At 65.6% G+C, this 16,028-nt stretch carries 19 protein-coding genes; 16 read left to right on the top strand and 3 right to left on the bottom strand.

Translation table 11 applies throughout. The annotated features are described in order from the left end of the window. On the bottom strand, positions 1–721 hold a 721-nt coding region (locus AC1DOC_RS01755; RefSeq protein WP_478129330.1), incomplete at its 3' end, for a dicarboxylate/amino acid:cation symporter. 187 nt (positions 722–908) lie between these two features. On the opposite strand from AC1DOC_RS01755, the gene AC1DOC_RS01760 reads away from it, so the two are divergent. The 9 genes from AC1DOC_RS01760 (at position 909) to tatC (ending at position 5,786) form a co-directional block, all read left to right on the top strand. Beyond that, on the top strand, positions 909–1,745 hold the full coding sequence (locus tag AC1DOC_RS01760; RefSeq protein ID WP_478079115.1) for a D-hexose-6-phosphate mutarotase: 837 nt from the start codon (positions 909–911) through the stop codon (positions 1,743–1,745). Between the two features lie 22 nt (positions 1,746–1,767). Beyond that, the gene (hisF, locus tag AC1DOC_RS01765; RefSeq protein ID WP_478079114.1) at positions 1,768–2,547 is read left to right on the top strand and encodes an imidazole glycerol phosphate synthase subunit HisF; all 780 of its coding nucleotides are present in this window, start codon (positions 1,768–1,770) and stop codon (positions 2,545–2,547) included. A gap of 30 nt (positions 2,548–2,577) precedes the next feature. Beyond that, on the top strand, positions 2,578–2,976 hold the full coding sequence (hisI, locus tag AC1DOC_RS01770; protein WP_174545073.1) for a phosphoribosyl-AMP cyclohydrolase: 399 nt from the start codon (positions 2,578–2,580) through the stop codon (positions 2,974–2,976). Then, the gene (locus AC1DOC_RS01775; RefSeq protein WP_012746326.1) at positions 2,973–3,353 is read left to right on the top strand and encodes a phosphoribosyl-ATP diphosphatase; all 381 of its coding nucleotides are present in this window, start codon (positions 2,973–2,975) and stop codon (positions 3,351–3,353) included. Before hisI ends, AC1DOC_RS01775 begins: the two co-directional genes overlap by 4 nt. A gap of 11 nt (positions 3,354–3,364) precedes the next feature. Next, positions 3,365–3,754, top strand: a complete 390-nt coding sequence (locus AC1DOC_RS01780) for a DUF4870 family protein (protein ID WP_012746327.1) — start codon at positions 3,365–3,367, stop codon at positions 3,752–3,754. Beyond that, positions 3,744–4,103, top strand: coding sequence for a histidine triad nucleotide-binding protein (locus AC1DOC_RS01785; RefSeq protein WP_012746328.1), 360 nt, complete (start codon positions 3,744–3,746; stop codon positions 4,101–4,103). Before AC1DOC_RS01780 ends, AC1DOC_RS01785 begins: the two co-directional genes overlap by 11 nt. 65 nt (positions 4,104–4,168) lie before the next feature. Continuing rightward, positions 4,169–4,417: a Sec-independent protein translocase subunit TatA gene (tatA, locus tag AC1DOC_RS01790; protein ID WP_012746329.1), complete on the top strand. Its 249-nt coding sequence runs from the start codon at positions 4,169–4,171 to the stop codon at positions 4,415–4,417. Positions 4,418–4,430: 13 nt separating this feature from the next. Beyond that, entirely contained in the window at positions 4,431–4,889 is a 459-nt protein-coding gene (gene tatB, locus AC1DOC_RS01795; RefSeq protein ID WP_012746330.1) for a Sec-independent protein translocase protein TatB, read from the top strand. Between the two features lie 78 nt (positions 4,890–4,967). After that, positions 4,968–5,786, top strand: a complete 819-nt coding sequence (gene tatC / locus AC1DOC_RS01800; RefSeq protein ID WP_012746331.1) for a twin-arginine translocase subunit TatC — start codon at positions 4,968–4,970, stop codon at positions 5,784–5,786. A 4-nt stretch (positions 5,787–5,790) separates the two neighbouring features. Here the strand turns inward: tatC and AC1DOC_RS01805 are convergent, their stop codons facing one another. Next, positions 5,791–6,951, bottom strand: coding sequence for a S1C family serine protease (locus tag AC1DOC_RS01805; protein ID WP_012746332.1), 1,161 nt, complete (start codon positions 6,949–6,951; stop codon positions 5,791–5,793). 289 nt (positions 6,952–7,240) lie between these two features. Here AC1DOC_RS01805 and AC1DOC_RS01810 point away from each other — a divergent pair, with 289 nt between their 5' ends. From AC1DOC_RS01810 to pdxA, 3 genes are all read left to right on the top strand, one after another. After that, complete coding sequence (locus AC1DOC_RS01810) at positions 7,241–8,584, top strand: MFS transporter (RefSeq protein ID WP_018906513.1); 1,344 nt, start codon at positions 7,241–7,243, stop codon at positions 8,582–8,584. After that, positions 8,581–9,354, top strand: coding sequence for a Nif3-like dinuclear metal center hexameric protein (locus tag AC1DOC_RS01815; protein ID WP_018906512.1), 774 nt, complete (start codon positions 8,581–8,583; stop codon positions 9,352–9,354). The genes AC1DOC_RS01810 and AC1DOC_RS01815 overlap by 4 nt, the downstream gene beginning before the upstream one ends. A 62-nt stretch (positions 9,355–9,416) precedes the next feature. Further along, a complete protein-coding gene (pdxA, locus tag AC1DOC_RS01820) occupies positions 9,417–10,466 on the top strand; it encodes a 4-hydroxythreonine-4-phosphate dehydrogenase PdxA (RefSeq protein WP_478079120.1) in 1,050 nt (349 codons plus the stop codon). Positions 10,467–10,489: 23 nt separating this feature from the next. Here the strand turns inward: pdxA and mscL are convergent, their stop codons facing one another. After that, positions 10,490–10,921, bottom strand: coding sequence for a large conductance mechanosensitive channel protein MscL (gene mscL, locus AC1DOC_RS01825; protein ID WP_012746336.1), 432 nt, complete (start codon positions 10,919–10,921; stop codon positions 10,490–10,492). Positions 10,922–11,032: 111 nt separating this feature from the next. Between mscL and AC1DOC_RS01830 the strand changes: the two genes are divergently transcribed. The 4 genes from AC1DOC_RS01830 (at position 11,033) to AC1DOC_RS01845 (ending at position 15,961) form a co-directional block, all read left to right on the top strand. Continuing rightward, positions 11,033–11,725 carry a phosphatase PAP2 family protein gene (locus tag AC1DOC_RS01830; RefSeq protein WP_012746337.1) on the top strand — a complete coding sequence of 231 codons (693 nt, stop codon included), beginning with the start codon at positions 11,033–11,035 and terminating at the stop codon, positions 11,723–11,725. A gap of 371 nt (positions 11,726–12,096) precedes the next feature. Further along, a complete protein-coding gene (locus tag AC1DOC_RS01835) occupies positions 12,097–13,260 on the top strand; it encodes a polysaccharide biosynthesis/export family protein (protein WP_012746338.1) in 1,164 nt (387 codons plus the stop codon). Beyond that, positions 13,257–13,712, top strand: a complete 456-nt coding sequence (locus AC1DOC_RS01840) for a low molecular weight protein-tyrosine-phosphatase (protein ID WP_012746339.1) — start codon at positions 13,257–13,259, stop codon at positions 13,710–13,712. The genes AC1DOC_RS01835 and AC1DOC_RS01840 overlap by 4 nt, the downstream gene beginning before the upstream one ends. After that, entirely contained in the window at positions 13,709–15,961 is a 2,253-nt protein-coding gene (locus tag AC1DOC_RS01845; RefSeq protein ID WP_478079113.1) for a polysaccharide biosynthesis tyrosine autokinase, read from the top strand. The genes AC1DOC_RS01840 and AC1DOC_RS01845 overlap by 4 nt, the downstream gene beginning before the upstream one ends. Positions 15,962–16,028 lie beyond the last annotated feature (67 nt).

Here is a 16,028-nt window from a genome sequence, read left to right on the forward strand (position 1 = left end):
GCACGCCCCACAGCACGAACAGGCCCAGGTAGAAGTCGCCCATGAAGACCGCGAACTTGAGCAGGATGCCCAGGCCGTTCGTCGCAACCGTGGCGGCCATGGCGGCCATCACCGCGAGCGGCGCCAGCTTCATCACGTAGCCGGTGATCTTGAGCATGGCGTGCGAGAGTTCGTCGATGGCGGCCACCAGCGTCCTGGCCTTGTCGCCGAGCGAGGCGAGCGCCACGCCGAAGAACATCGAGAACACCACGATCTGCAGGATCTCGTTGTTGGCCATGGCCTCGGCAAAGGACTTCGGCACCATGTGGCTCACGAAGTCCTTGAGCGTGAACTTCGCGGTCGCCAGGTTGGCCGAAGCGCCGATGTCCGGCAGCGGAAGGCCCAGGTTCTCGCCGGGCTTCAGCACATTGGCCATGACCAGGCCGATGACCAGCGAGATCAGCGAAGCAGTGAGGAACCAGCCCAGCGACTTGCCGAACACCCGGCCCACCGACTTGGCGTCGCCCATGTGCGCGATGCCCACCACCAGCGTGGAGAACACCAGCGGGCCGATCAGCATCTTGATGAGGCGCAGAAACACGTCCGACACAATCGACACGTAGCCTGCGATCTGCGCCGCGGCCTTCTTGTCGGGAAAGCTCGTGAAGATCATGTAGCCGACAAGGATGCCGAGCACCATGGCGATCAGGATCCAGGCGGCGGCCGGCAGTTTTCTCTTCATAGGTGTCCCTTCGGGGTGTGTGTGGTTCTGGGGCGGGCGCACATCGGCCGGCGCCCTGTTCTTGCGCGGCAGCGAAGGGTATCCAAGAAGGTCCCCTGTACGCAACCGGCGCCGGCGCGGCGGCAATGAAGCCTTAAGTGTCCAATGCCAATTCCGTGCCCGGAACTTCGCTGCCTACAATTCTCCAATGGATATCAGCCCGATCGAGTTCCGCGGCCAGCCCGCGCTTCGTGCCGCCGGCGCCGACGGCGGTGCCTTCACCGTGGCGCTGCACGGGGCGCAGCTGCTTTCCTGGACCACCGCCGATGGGACGGAAAGGCTCTACCTGAGCCCCTCTGCGGTGTTCGACGGACAGGCGGCGATCCGCGGCGGCATGCCCATCTGCTGCCCCCAGTTCAACCAGCGCGGCATGTTGCCCAAGCATGGATTCATGCGCAATCTGCCTTGGGAGAACCGGGGTATCGACGCCACATCGGGCGAACTGACCCTGCGGCTGCGCGACAGCGAGGCCACGCGCAGGCTCTGGCCGCACGCTTTCGAGGCGCGGCTGCAGATCGGCATGGCTGCGGGCCGGCTGCGCACCGCGCTGACGCTGCTCAATACCGGCCATGGCCCGTTCAGCTTCGCAGCCGCCCTGCACACCTACCTGCGCGTCGACGACATCGCGCAGGTGCGCCTCGAAGGCCTGCAGGGTGCCAACCGCTGGGATTCGCTGCGCGACGACCGCCACGTGGAAACGGCCCCGGCACTGCATTTCAGTGCCGAATTCGACAGCGTCTATGCCGCGCCCGCGAAGCCGCTGCGCCTGGTGCAGCCGAGCGGCACGCTCGAGATCGCGCAAAGCGCCAGCTGCAGCGAAACCGTGGTCTGGAACCCCGGCGCCGTGCTCGGTGCGAAACTCGCCGACATGCCCGAAGATGGCTACAGGCACATGCTCTGCGTGGAGGCCGCGCGCATCGACGAGCAGGTGCTGCTCGCGCCCGGCGCCCAATGGCAGGGCTGGCAGCAGCTTCGCGTTTCCTGATTTTTTCCCTTTACGACCGACCATGCTCGCAAAACGCATCATTCCCTGTCTCGACGTCACCGGCGGCCGCGTGGTCAAGGGCGTCAACTTTCTCGAGCTGCGCGACGCCGGCGATCCGGTCGAGATTGCGGCGCGCTACAACGCGCAGGGGGCCGACGAGCTCACTTTCCTGGACATCACGGCCACCAGCGACGGGCGCGACCTGATCCTGCCGATCATCGAGGCGGTGGCCTCGCAGGTCTTCATTCCATTGACCGTGGGCGGCGGCGTGCGCACCGTGGCCGACGTGCGCCGGCTGCTCAACGCGGGCGCCGACAAGACCAGCTTCAATTCGGCGGCCATTGCCGATCCGCAGGTGATCAACGACGCCTCGCAGAAGTACGGTTCGCAATGCATCGTCGTGGCCATCGACGCCAAGCGCCGCAGCCCCGAAGAAGCCGCCACGCGCGGCGCGGGCTGGGACGTGTACAGCCATGGCGGCCGCAAGAACACCGGCCTGGACGCCGTCAAATGGGCAACCGAGATGGTGCGCCGCGGCGCCGGCGAGATCCTGCTCACGAGCATGGACCGCGACGGCACCAAGAGCGGCTTCGACCTTGCGCTCACCCGTGCGGTCAGCGACGCCGTCAACGTGCCGGTGATTGCCTCGGGCGGCGTGGGCAGCCTCGACGACCTGGCCGACGGCATCCAGACCGGCGGCGCCGACGCGGTGCTGGCCGCCAGCATCTTCCACTACGGCGAGCACACGGTCGGCGAGGCGAAAGCCCGCATGGCTGCGCGGGGCATTCCGGTTCGGACCTGATCCGCTTCAGGGCCGCCCGGCGGTGGGACAATACCCGCCATGAATTGGCTTGACGAAGTGAAATGGGACGCGAACGGGCTGGTGCCCGTGATCGCGCAGGAACAGGGCAGCAACGACGTGCTGATGTTCGCCTGGATGAACCGCGAGGCGCTCGAAAAGACCGCCGAGCTCGGGCGCGCCGTGTATTTCAGCCGCTCGCGCAACAAGCTCTGGTTCAAGGGCGAGGAATCGGGCCACGTGCAGACCGTGCACGAGATCCGCCTCGACTGCGACAACGACGTCGTGCTGCTCAAGGTCACCCAACTCGGCCACGAGCCCGGCATCGCCTGCCACACCGGACGCCACAGCTGCTTCTTCAGCAAATACGAGAAGGGCCAATGGCACGCGGTCGAGCCGGTCTTGAAAGACCCGGAGTCGATCTACAAATGACCGCCACAGTGAACACCTCGGACGCCCTCGCACGCCTGGCCGCGGTCATCGAAAGCCGCCTGCCCGCGCGCGGCGGCGACCCCGACAAGAGCTACGTGGCGCGCCTGCTGCACAAGGGCCCCGATGCCTTCCTCAAGAAGATCGGCGAGGAAGCCACCGAGGTGGTCATGGCCGCCAAGGATGCCGACCATGGCGGCGACCGCACAAAAATAGTGAACGAAGTGGCCGACCTGTGGTTCCACACCATGGTGGCGCTGGCGCACTACGGTTTCTCGCCCGGCGAGGTGATCGCGGAGCTGGAGCGCCGCGAGGGCACCAGCGGCATCGAGGAAAAAGCCCTGCGCAAGGCGCAGGCCCGCGAGGCATCCAACGATTGAAAGGACGTCCCATGGCCAACGACATCGTGAACGTGGAACCCGACGACTCGCTCAAGACCTGGGGCTGGATCAGCTACATCCTGCACCTGATCGTGGCCATTGGCGCCGTCCTGCCGGGGGCGCAGGCCTCGGTGGCGCTGCTGCTGCTGGCGCTCTTGATCGACTTCATCAAGCGCGACGACGCGGCCGGCACCTGGCAGGCCACGCATTTCAGCTGGCGCATCCGCTCGGTGCTGTGGGCGGGCCTGCTGTACATCCTGACCTCGTGGCTCTGGCTGCTCTTTCTCGTGCCGGGCTGGATCGCCTGGAGCCTCATTTCGCTGTGGTTTCTCTACCGGATCGTGAAGGGCATGATCCGCATGAACGGCAGCCGTCCCATGGAACCCAAAGATGTCATCTGATCCGAACTGCGTCTTCTGCAAAATCATCGAAGGCAAGATTCCTTCGCGCAAGGTCTACGAGGACGACGAACTGTTCGGCTTTCACGACATCGCGCCCTGGGCGCCGGTGCACTTCATGCTGGTGCCCAAGCGGCACATCGCCTCGATGGCGCAGCTCACGCCCGACGACGCCGCGCTGATGGGCCGGATCATGACGCTGGCACCCCGGCTCGCGCTGGAACAGGGCTGCAGGCCCTATCCGGAGGGCGGCTACCGGGTCGTCGTGAACACCGGCGCCGAGGGCGGGCAGGAGGTCCACCATCTCCATGTGCACGTCATGGGCGGCCCCCGCCCGTGGCTGCGCGGCTGAATCCCATTAATCCGAACTGTCACATTCAGCCCGACTAAAATCGGACACATTCTTAGGAGTCTTCCATGGGTTCTTTTTCTATCTGGCACTGGCTGATCGTGCTGCTCGTCGTGGTCATGATCTTCGGCACCAAGAAGCTGCGGAACATGGGTTCCGACCTTGGTGGCGCCGTCAAGGGCTTCAAGGACGGCATGAAGGACGGCAGCACCACCGATGCACCCGCCGCTTCGTCGGCTCCTGCAGCGCAGGTGACCGGCCAGCCGGCCAACAGCGACAAGTCCACCATCGACGTCGAAGCGCGTCAGAAGTCCTGAGCGCGGGTCATAAGTGCTCGACCTCGGCATTGAGAAGCTGGCGCTCATCGGCGTCGTGGCTCTGATCGTCATCGGGCCGGAAAAACTGCCCCGGGTGGCGCGCACCGTCGGCACCCTGCTGGGCAAGGCGCAGCGCTACGTGAACGACGTCAAGGCTGAAGTCAACCGCTCGATGGAGCTGGACGAACTGCGCAAGATGAAGGGCACGGTGGAAGAGGCCGCGCGGGACGTCGAGCAGAGCATCCACAGCGGCGCCAGCGAACTCGAGAAGCAGTTCTCCGGCTCGGGCGAAACGCTTTCGGCGCTGGCCGAACCCGAGCCCGCGGTGCCCGAATACAGGCACCCGCGCAAGAACTGGCGCCTGAAGCAGGGCGCCACGCCGCAGTGGTACAAGGCGCGCAACGGCGTGCGCACCAAGGCGCTCTCGGGTGCCGCGCGCGTCGCCCGCTTCCGTCCCCACAAGATCAACTAGCGGCTTTCCCACCAGCGCGTTCCTCGTGCGCCGCACGCCGGCCGAAGCCACGCTTTTCTCCTGCTTTTTCTCTTTCCAATGGCCGATTCCGACAACAAGAACAAAGACGCAGAAGACGAGCTGGCGGGCACCGAGCAACCGTTCGTGCAACATCTGGTCGAGCTGCGCGACCGGCTGCTCTACTGCGTCTACGGCCTGGCGGTCGCGGGCATCCTGCTTGCCATCTGGCCCGGCCCGGGCGGGCTGATCGACCTGATCGCAATGCCGATCCGCGCACACATGCCGCCGGACGCCAAGCTCATCGCCATTGGCGTGTTCTCGCCGTTCTTCGTGCCGCTCAAGGTGCTCATGATGACGGCGGTGCTGCTGGCGCTGCCCTGGCTCATGTACCAGGCCTGGATGTTCATTGCGCCGGGGCTCTACAGCCATGAAAAGCGCTTTGCGCTGCCGCTGATCTTCTTCGGCAGCCTGCTGGCCTATGCGGGCATCGCCTTCGTGCAGTTCTTCGTGCTCGACAAGATGTTCAGCTTCATCCAGAAGTTCACGCCGGCCGCGGTGGCGGCCACGCCCGACATCTCCTCGTACGTCGAGGCCATCCTCTCGCTCTACATCGCGTTCGGCGTGGCCTTCCAAGTGCCGATCGTCGTGATGCTGCTGGTGCGCTTCGAGATGGTCACCATCGAGAAGCTCAAGTCCTTCCGCGGCTACTTCATCGTGGTGGCCTTCGTGGTGGCCGCGGTGCTCACGCCGCCGGACGTGGTGTCGCAGCTTGCGCTGGCGGTGCCGATGTGCCTGCTCTACGAGGTCGGCATCATCGGCGCGCGCTATTTCGCAAATACCACCAAGAAATCCGAAGAGGAAGAAAAAGAAAGCGCCGATTCGTCGGCGTCTTCCTGAGCGCTCACTCGGGCTGGTTCGGCACCTGCCGCATCGGGCTCTTGGGCCGCAGGCCCGGCGTCACGTCCAGTTCCATCTTGTCGGTGCCGCGCTGCAGTGCGAAGCGCGTGGTGCTGCCGGGCTTGAGGCCGGCCACGGCGGTCAGCAGGGCCTGCACGTTGTCGGTCTTCTTTTCGCCGACCGAGGTGATCACGTCGCCCGGCCGGATGCCGGCCTTGGCTGCCGGCCCGTTCTGCAGCACGCCGGTGATGATGACGCCGGCATCAGCCTTCACGCCGAAGGTCTCGGCCAGCTCGGGCGAGAGTTCGTTCGGCTCGACGCCGATCCAGCCGCGGCGCACCTGGCCGTCCTTCACGATGCCCTCGAGCACGATCTTTGCCATGGAAACGGGAATCGCGAAGCCGATGCCCATGCTGCCGCCCGAGCGTGAATAGATGGCGGTGTTGACGCCCTGCAGGTTGCCGTTGACGTCGATCAGCGCGCCGCCCGAATTGCCGGGATTGATGGCCGCGTCGGTCTGGATGAAGTTCTCGAAGTTGTTGATGCCGAGCTGGTTGCGCCCGAGCGCCGAGACGATGCCGCTGGTGACCGTCTGGCCCACGCCGAAGGGATTGCCGATGGCCAGCACCTGGTCGCCCACCTGGAGCTCGTCGGAATTGCCCAGCACGATCGCGGGCAGCTTGTCCATCTCGATCTTGAGCACGGCAAGGTCGGTGTCCGGGTCGGTGCCGATCACCTTGGCGCGCGTGTGGCGGCTGTCGTTGAGGGTGACCTCGATCTCGTCCGCGCCTTCGACCACATGGTTGTTGGTGAGGATGTAGCCCTCGGCGCTCACGATCACGCCGCTGCCCAGGCCGACCTGGGGCTGGTCGCCCTGGTCGCCGAAGAAAAAGCGGAACCACGGATCGTTGCTGCGGGGATGGCGCTGCGCCGCCTTGCTGGTGTTGATGCTCACGACGGCCGGCGAGGCTTTCTTTGCGGCCGCGCTCAGGCTGCCGGCCGCCGGCACCGCGGGGGCGCCCGCGGGCGCCTCGACGATCGAGACCACGCCGCCCAGCGAGGTGGCGCGGCGGTTGATCCACTCGGGCTTGAGCGTGGCAACAACGAAGTAGGCCGCCAAAAGGACGGTCACGGCTTGGGCAAAGAGCAGCCAGGTGCGTTTCATGAAGCTTGAGATAAAACGGGGGAACGCGCCGTCCACGCGGCGCCGACGGGTCCATTGTCCCTCAACCCCCAGCCGCCAGAAACCGCGCGCTGCGGTCGAGAATGACAAAGGTCTCGTGCGCCAATAAGGGATAACCCTTAGCATCGCGCAGCGAGCCCACACGGCTCCGAGCTCCGGCCTTCCGCGCCGCCCATCCGGCGGACGCGGCCAGGCGTTTCGCCGGCGCGCCGATTTTCCGCTTCCCATCCCTCGGCGGCCCCGGCGCGCGGCAACGACCTCCCTGCCCGCCATGACTTCTCACGCAATCTCCCCGGACGGCACGCAGCCGGTGCCGGCGCGCACGCTCGACGCGCGCGACTACAAGACCCTGGCCCTGTCCGCGCTCGGCGGCACGCTGGAGTTCTACGACTTCGTCATCTACGTGTTCTTCGCCACCGTGCTGGGTGCGCTTTTCTTCCCCGCCGACATGCCCGACTGGCTGCGGCAGCTCCAGACTTTCGGCATCTTCGCGGCCGGCTACCTGGCCCGCCCGGTGGGCGGCATCGTCATTGCGCATTTCGGCGACCTGCTCGGCCGCAAGCGCATGTTCACGCTGTCGATCTTCCTGATGGCGGCGCCCACGCTGGTCATCGGCCTCTTGCCCACCTACGCGAGCATCGGCATCGCCGCACCCTTGCTGCTGCTCGCGATGCGCGTGCTGCAGGGCGCGGCCATCGGCGGCGAGATGCCGGGCGCCTGGGTCTTCATCGGCGAGCACGTGCCGGCGCAGCGCTACGGCTTCGGCATCGGCGCGCTGACTTCGGGCATCACGGGCGGCATCCTGCTGGGCTCGCTGGTGGCCGTGGCCATCAACCGCCACTATTCGCCGGCGGAGGTGAGCGGCTTCGCCTGGCGCATTCCCTTCGTGCTGGGCGGGGTGTTCGGCCTCGTCTCGGTGTACCTGCGCCGCTTCCTGCACGAGACGCCGGTCTTCAAGGAACTGGCAGGCCGCAGGACGGTGGCCCGCGAGCTGCCGCTGCGCACCGTGCTGCGCGAGCACCGCGCGGCCAGCGTCTACGTGGCGCTCTTGACCTGGGTGCTGTCGGCCGCCATCGTGGTGGTGGTGCTTTACACGCCCACCTACCTGCAGAAGGTGCACCACATTCCGGCAGCGCTGGCGCTGGAAGCCAACGCCCTGGCCACGCTGACGCTGACCATCGGCTGCGTGCTGGCCGGCTGGGCCAGCGACCGCATCGGCACGCGTGCCGTGATGCTCATCGGATGGGGCGGGTTGTTCGCAACGGCCTATCTTTTCTACACGGGACTGCCCGGCACGCCGGCCACGCTGTTCTGGCACTACGGCCTGGTGGGATTGTTCGTGGGCACCATCGCCACCGTGCCGATCGCCGGCGTGCGCGCGTTTCCGGCGCCGGTGCGCTTCACGGGGCTTTCGTTTGCCTACAACATGTCGTATGCGGTGTTCGGCGGCCTCACGCCGGTGATCCTCACGCTCTGGCTGCAGCACGACACCATGGCGCCGGCGCACTACGTCGCCGTGCTGGCCGGGCTGGGCTTCGTGCTGGCCCTGTGGCCATTGGCGGCGCGCGGCCATGCGATGCGCGACGGCATCGGGAGCGCGACAATGGCGCGATGAGCACCACTCGCCATGAATTGCTGCATGCCTTCGACCTGCTCCTTGCGCCGTCGCGCTTCAAGGACTACGGACCCAATGGCCTGCAGGTCGAGGGCCGCACCGTGGTGCGGAAGATCGTCTCCGGCGTCACGGCGAGCCGCGCGCTCATCGAGGCCGCCATCCATGCCGAGGCCGACGCGATCTTCGTGCACCACGGCCTGTTCTGGCGCGGCCAGGACGGCTGCGTCACCGGCTGGATGAAGCAGCGCCTGGGGCTGCTGCTGGGCGACGACGTCAACCTTTTTGCCTATCACCTGCCGCTCGATGCGCACCCGGAGCTGGGCAACAACGCACAGCTCGGCCTGCAGCTCGGCCTGCTCGCCCATGCGGGCTCGACCGGGCGCTTCGGCGAGCAGGAGCTGGGCTTCCTGGGCGCGCGCGACAACGGGGAAGCCTTTGCCAGCGCCAAGGAACTGGCCGCACACGCGGAGAAGGTGCTGAAGCGGCCTGTCACCCTGGTGGATACGGCGCACCGCCCGATCAAGAACGTCGCGTGGTGCACGGGCGGCGCCCAGGGCTACTTCGAGGCGGCCATTGCGGCGGGGGCCGACGCCTTCATCACCGGCGAGATCTCCGAACCCCAGGCCCACTACGCCCGCGAGATGGGCGTCGCCTTCCTGGCCTGCGGCCACCATGCCACCGAGCGCTACGGCGCGCAGGCGGTGGCCGGGCACGTGGCGGCCCAGCTCGGGCTGAAGCACGAGTTCATCGACATCGACAATCCGGCATGAACGCAGCGCCGGGCCACCCCAAGCAAGCTCGCGCCGCAGCCCGCCAGGGCGAAGGTATTCCGATGAACGGCCACGCTCCCCTCGCCATCACGCTGGGCGATCCCGCGGGCATCGGCCCGGAAATCATCGCCAAGGCCTTCCGCCAGGCGCCCGACGCCACGCGCGGCGCGTTCGTGGCCGGCGACGTGGCCGCGATGCGCCGGGCATCGCAGGCGCTGGCCTCGCCGGGGCAACCCGCCTGGCCGGTGGCGCGGATCGAGCGCATTGCCGAAGCGGCCGCGGTGCCGCCGGGCTGCATCCCGGTGCTGCAGGTGGTGGCCGCGCCGGCGGAAGACATCGTGCCGGGCCGCATCAGTGCCGAAGCCGGCCGCGTGGCCGGCCACTGCGTGGTCTGGGCTGCGCGCGCCGCCTTGCGTGGCGAGATCGCCGCCATCGTCACGGCGCCGCTGCACAAGGAAGCACTGGCCGCGGCCGGTTTTCCCTATCCCGGCCATACCGAGCTGCTGCAGGCCGAGGCCGCTGCGCACGCGGGCCTCGCGGTGGACGGCATGCCGGTGCGCATGATGCTGGCCAACGACGAGCTGCGCACCGTGCTGGTGAGCATTCACATGTCGCTGCGCGACGCCATCACGGCCGTGAGCTTCGGCAGCGTGCTGGAGACGCTGCGCATCACCCACCGCGCCTTGCAGCGCATGCTCGGGCGGGCGCCGCGCATCGGCGTGGCCGGCCTCAATCCGCATGCGGGCGAGGGCGGCCTGTTCGGCTCCGAAGAGCGCGACATCATTGCGCCGGCCATTGCGGCCGCCCTTGCCGAAGGCATCGATGCCCACGGGCCTTATGCGCCCGACACCGTCTTCATGCGCGCGCGTGCCAAGCCCGGGGTGCCGGGGAGCGGCGAGTTCGACGTGGTGATTGCGATGTACCACGACCAGGGCCTGATCCCGGTCAAGTACCTTGGCGTGGAGAAGGGCGTGAACGTGACGCTGGGCCTGCCGCTGGTGCGCACCAGCCCCGACCACGGCACCGCATTCGATATTGCAGGCACCGGCCGGGCCGATGCGTCGAGCCTCGTCGAGGCGCTACGCATGGCCAGAACCTTGGCGGGCGCCTGATCAGGAAGGCGCGCGAGGGCGGCTCAGGGGCGCTTCAGGCTGTCGCGGATTTCGCGCAGGAGGGCGATGTCCTCCGGCGGTGCCACCGGTGCCGCAGGCGCCTCGGCATGCGTCTTGCGCAGCTTGTTGATCTGCTTGACCATCATGAAGATGATGAAGGCAAGGATCACGAAGTTGACCGCGATGGTGATGAAGTTGCCATAGGCCAGCACCGGCACGCCGGCCTTCTTGAGGTCGGCCAGGTTGTTGGCGACCCCCGCCGGCACGGTGCCCAGCACCACGTACAGGTTAGAGAAATCCAGCTTGCCGAACACCAGCCCGACGACCGGCATGATGATGTCGGCAACGATCGAATCGACGATCTTCCCGAATGCTGCGCCAATGATCACGCCGACTGCGAGATCGATCACGTTGCCCTTGACGGCAAATTCCTTGAACTCACTGAGGATGCTCATGATTTCAATATGCTCCAGGAGCGCTGGTGTTGAAGGTGCCGCAAGTATGCCTTCGGAACGGCTCCGGCCGGCGATGGCGAAGCAATAGAAAAGCGCACTTATTTCACGTTAATGAATAATTTCTGGTTAATTGCCACCGGCTTCGGTGACAGCGGCTTCCTGTTGCCCACCGCATTGGGAATTGCTATTTGGCTCGCAATCGACCGCGGCACGCGCCCGGCGGCGGTGCGGTGGACGCTGCTATTCGGCGGTTGCGGTTTCATCGTGATGCTGTCCAAGCTTCTGTTCATGGGCTGGGGCATTGGCAGCGCCCATTTCGATTTCATCGGCTTCAGCGGACATACCGCGCTGGCAACCAGCGTCTGGCCGGTCGTTTTCTGGCTGGCGGCGCGGCGCCGCGCACCAAAGGTGCGCATGGCGGCTGCGGTATCGGGATGGGTATGGGGCGTCTTCATCGGCGTGTCGCGCCTGGCCCTCGAAGTTCACTCCACCGCAGAGGTCGTCACGGGTGCGATGCTTGGAACAGTTGTAAGCGCAAGCTTTTTGCTGTTGCATTGGCACCAGTCCATGTTGGTCAGGACACCCCGCTGGCTCACCTTGGCGATGGCGCTGCCGCTCCTCTTTTTCATAGTGGGGCGGCCTGCACCCACACAGGACGCGCTGGAAACGCTTGCCGCGTGGATGGCGGGCATCGAGCGCCCGTTCACCCGTGCCGATCTCCTGCAGAACCGCAGGGCCGTGCGTCAGCCTGCCAACAGCACACAGTTCCTTACAAAAGAGCAAAGCTTTTCACCAAGCGATTGAGGCGGAAGATTTGTGGCCGGAGCGCCACAATTGCTCCGCGCAGCCGGTTAATTGATAGTTCACATTTGCAAACTGCAGGACACAGTTGCAAGCGTGCCATCGAAGCCCTTTTTCCCAATGAAAGAGGCACTTCAGGCATTGATCTCAGGGATAACCCCATCGAGCTCTGGGTTAATCCGCATATAGACACATTTTTTGCATCTATTGAACGGAAATGGGTCGATGTGCGGGCAGCGACAATTCGCTCCAGCCCGCCTGTCCACGATGCGCGGGCTTTGCTTTGACAAACCGCGGCAAAAAAAGTCCCGCCCAATATCAACTGGGCTCGGGCCTTGCATATGAATCGCGGCTGCTGAAAACCAATTTGTGCAATGGGGATCAATTTGACACGCTTCGTGAACCCGAAGGGGTGGGGTTTTGCCCTAATGGGCGCGTTATTGCTGCAGGGCTGCGCACCGGGCTTCAATTCCATGGGCGCCTACGAGGCGGACCAGAGCCTGCCGCCGGAGTTCCAGTACCTGCCGGCCGACGGTGCGCCGGATGGCGTCATCACGTCCATCTCGCCGGCCTTGATCCGCACGATGGCCGAGTCCCAGCCGGCCGCGGTTCCTGCGGAGGTGAAAGCGCTCTTCGGCGAATCGCCGGTCTACACCATCGGCCCGGGCGACGTCGTGGGCGTGATCGTCTATGACCACCCGGAACTGCTGCCGAATGCCGGTGCGGTGATTACGCAGCAGGCCGACCCGACGGGCATCAGCGTGGCGCCCGGCTTCATCGTCGGCGCGGACGGGCAGATCACCTTCCCCTACATCGGCCGTGTCAAGCTCCAGGGGCTGACCGAGATCGAGGCCTCCGATCTCATCGCCGACCGCATCGCCACCTACATCAAGGCTCCGCAGGTCACGGTGCGCATCCAGTCCTTCCGAAGCCGGCGCGCCTTCGTCGAGGGCGAAGTGCGCAACCCGGGGCTGCAGATCTTCACCGACGTGCCGATGACGCTGGCCGAAGCCCTGAGCCGGGCCGGCGGCATCACCGCCAATGGCGACCGCTCATTCGTGACGCTCACGCGCGGCGACAAGACCACGCTCATCAACCTGCCCAACCTGCAGGACCTGGGCGCCGACGCCAGCAGGATTCCGCTGCGCAACGGCGACGTGGTCCAGGTGCGGCACCGCGACGAGAGCAAGGTGTTCGTGATGGGCGAAATTGCCCGTCCGTCGGCGCTGCTCATGCACAACGGGCGGCTCAGCCTCAACGAGGCGCTGGGCGAGGCCGGCGGCCCCAACCTGACTTCGGCCAACACGGGCCAGATCTACGTCATCCGCAACAACGCGCGGGGCTTGCCGGCCATCTTCCACCTGAACGCCAGGAACCCGGCGGCGCTGGGCCTGGCCGAGCGCTTCCCGCTGCAGCCGCGCGACGTCGTCTACATCGATTCGGTGCCGCTGGTCACCTGGAACCGCCTGGCCAGCCTGATCCTGCCGGCTGCGCAAGTGATCAATTCCGGCGACGAGGTCTGGAGCCGCCACAGATGAAATCCGTCCTGACAGTCTGCATCGGCAACATCTGCCGCAGCCCGATGGCCGAAGGCATCCTGGCCGCGGGCCTGCCGCATCTTCGCGTGGTGTCGGCCGGCACCGGCGCTCTCGTGGGCAAGCCGGCCGACGCGATGGCGCAAAAGCTCATGCAGGAGCGCGGCATCGACATTTCCGGCCACCTGGCGCAGCAGGTGAACCAGATGCTGTGCCGGCAGGCGGACCTGATCCTTGTCATGGACATGGCGCAGCGCCGCCATCTCGAGTCGGCCTACCCCTTCGTGCGCGGCAAGGTCTTTCGCATTGCCGAGGCCGCCAAGCAGGACGTGCCCGATCCCTACCAACAGGACGAGGCGGCCTTCGAGCATGCCCTGGCGCTCATCGACGTGGGAGCCAGGACGTGGATCGACCGCATTTTGAAAATTACAAAACCTGAGCAGCAACCGACATGAACGCACCCCAGCAAGCCGCCCTGCCGATGCCCGCGCTGGAAGAGGAGAACGACGGGTTCAAACTCGTCGAGTACCTGGACATCCTGATCGACCACCGGTGGTTCATTGCCATCGTGGTTGCCGTGGCCCTGCTGCTTGGCATGGCCTACGCCCTTTTCGGGCAGCCGATGTACGAAACCAATGTGGCCGTGCAGGTCGAGGACTCCGGCAATTCGGCAGGCAGCTTCCTGGGCGATGCGGCGTCGTCGCTGCTGAGCGTGAAGACGCCGGCCGCGGGCGAGATCGAGATCATCAAGTCGCGCGCCATCCTCGGCCAGGCGGTGGAGAACACCAAGCTGTACATCAGCGCGCAGCCGCGCTATGCACCCATCGTGGGCAGCTGGCTCGCGCGGCGCGCCACCGAGCTGTCGAACCCGGGCTTCATGGGGCTTTCCGGCTACGTGGCGGGGGCCGAGGCGATCATGGTTCCGCAATTCGACGTCCCCGCGGAGCTCGAAGCGAAGCCGTTCATGCTGACCCTCGGGCCGGACAACCGCTACGAACTGCTCGTTCCCAACGTCGAYACGCCGCTCAAGGGCACCGTCGGAACCCCGCTCGTGGCCAACGTTCCGGGCGGCAGCCTCCGGCTGCTGGTCAGCTCCATCAGTGCCAAGCCCGGCGCGCAGTTCCAGCTGGCCCGCAACTCCAGGCAACTGGCGCTGCTGTCGCTGCAGGACAACCTCAAGGTCGTCGAGAAAGGCAAGCAGTCCGGCGTTCTCGACGTCAGCCTGAAAAGCCCGGATCCGGAAAAGCTGACGCAGCTGCTCAATGAAATCGGGCGGCTCTATGTGCGCCAGAACATCGAGCGCAAGGCTGCCGAGGCCGAGAAGACCCTGGGCTTCCTGGACACCGCGCTGCCGCAGTTCAAGAAGCAGCTCGAGCAGTCCGAAGACCTCTACAACCGCTATCGAAACGAGAACGGCACCGTCAGCCTCGACGACGAGGCCAAGAATGCGCTGGCCCAGACGGTCGACCTGCAGTCCAAGCTGCTCGAAGCCGAACAGAAGCGGCGGGAGCTTTCGGCGCGCTTCACCGACAAGCACCCGAATCTCCAGACGCTGGACGCGCAGATTTCGGCCTGGCGGAGCCAGATCTCGGCGGTCGATTCGCGCATCCGCAAGATGCCGCTGCTGCAGCAGAACACCGTTCAGATGCAGCGCGACATCAAGGTCAACACCGACCTCTATGTGTCGCTCCTGAACAGCTCGCTGCAGATGCGGCTGGCCAAGGAAGGCAAGGTCGGCAACGTGCGCCTGCTGGACGACGCCATCATTCCCGAGGAGCCCGTCTGGCCCAAGCGGCCGCTGATCATCGTCCTGGCGCTGCTGCTGGGCCTGGGGGCCGGCGTCGTGCTCGCCATTGCCAAGAACTCGCTGTTCGGCGGCATCCGCAATCCGAGCGAGATCGAGATGCACACGGGCCTCAACGTGTACAGCAGCATCCCGTTGAGCCCGGCCCAGCGCACGATCGACAAGAACATCGAGAGCAGGGCGCCGGGAATGCACATTCTCGCGCTCCAGCAATCGGAGGATCCCGCGGTCGAAAGCCTGCGCAGCCTGCGGACCGCATTGCAGTTCGCCATGCTGGAAGCGCCCAACAACCGCCTGCTCATCTCCGGCGCGACGCCGGGAGTCGGGAAGACCTTCGTCTCGGTCAATTTCGCGGCCATCACCGCTGCGTCAGGAAAGAAGGTCCTGCTGATCGACGCCGACCTGCGCAAGGGCCGGGTCAATCAGTTCTTCTCCCTTTCGCGCTCGTCCGGCCTTTCGGAATTGATTGCCGGCACGCTCGGCTTCGAAAAAGCCATTCGCTCGTCGATCCTGCCGAACCTGGACGTCATGACGACCGGCATGCTGCCGCCCAATCCGGCCGAATTGCTCATGAGCGATTCTTTTTCCCAGATCCTGGAAAAGCTTTCGCCGGATTACGACCTTGTGATTATCGATACCGCGCCGGTGCTGGTGGCGGCGGACACCGCATCGGTGGCCCCGCTCGCAGGCTCTCTTCTGCTCGTTGCCCGGGCCGAAAAGACGCACCTGGGCGAATTGAACGAAAGCGTCAGAAGACTGGCGCACGCGGGCTGCTCGGCCAATGGCGTAATTTTGAATGCTATGGACTTATCCCGGCGCCATGCGGGCAGCAGCAGCTACAAATACGGTGGTTACCGTTACACACACTATAAATACAAAAACAACAGGGATACCACCTAGTCTGGTGGATAGTTTCTGAGAAAATTTAGCGAGATTGTGATAATTATCACATTACGCACTCAATCGG

The organism is Variovorax sp. 01T439_2, assembly GCF_056398445.1.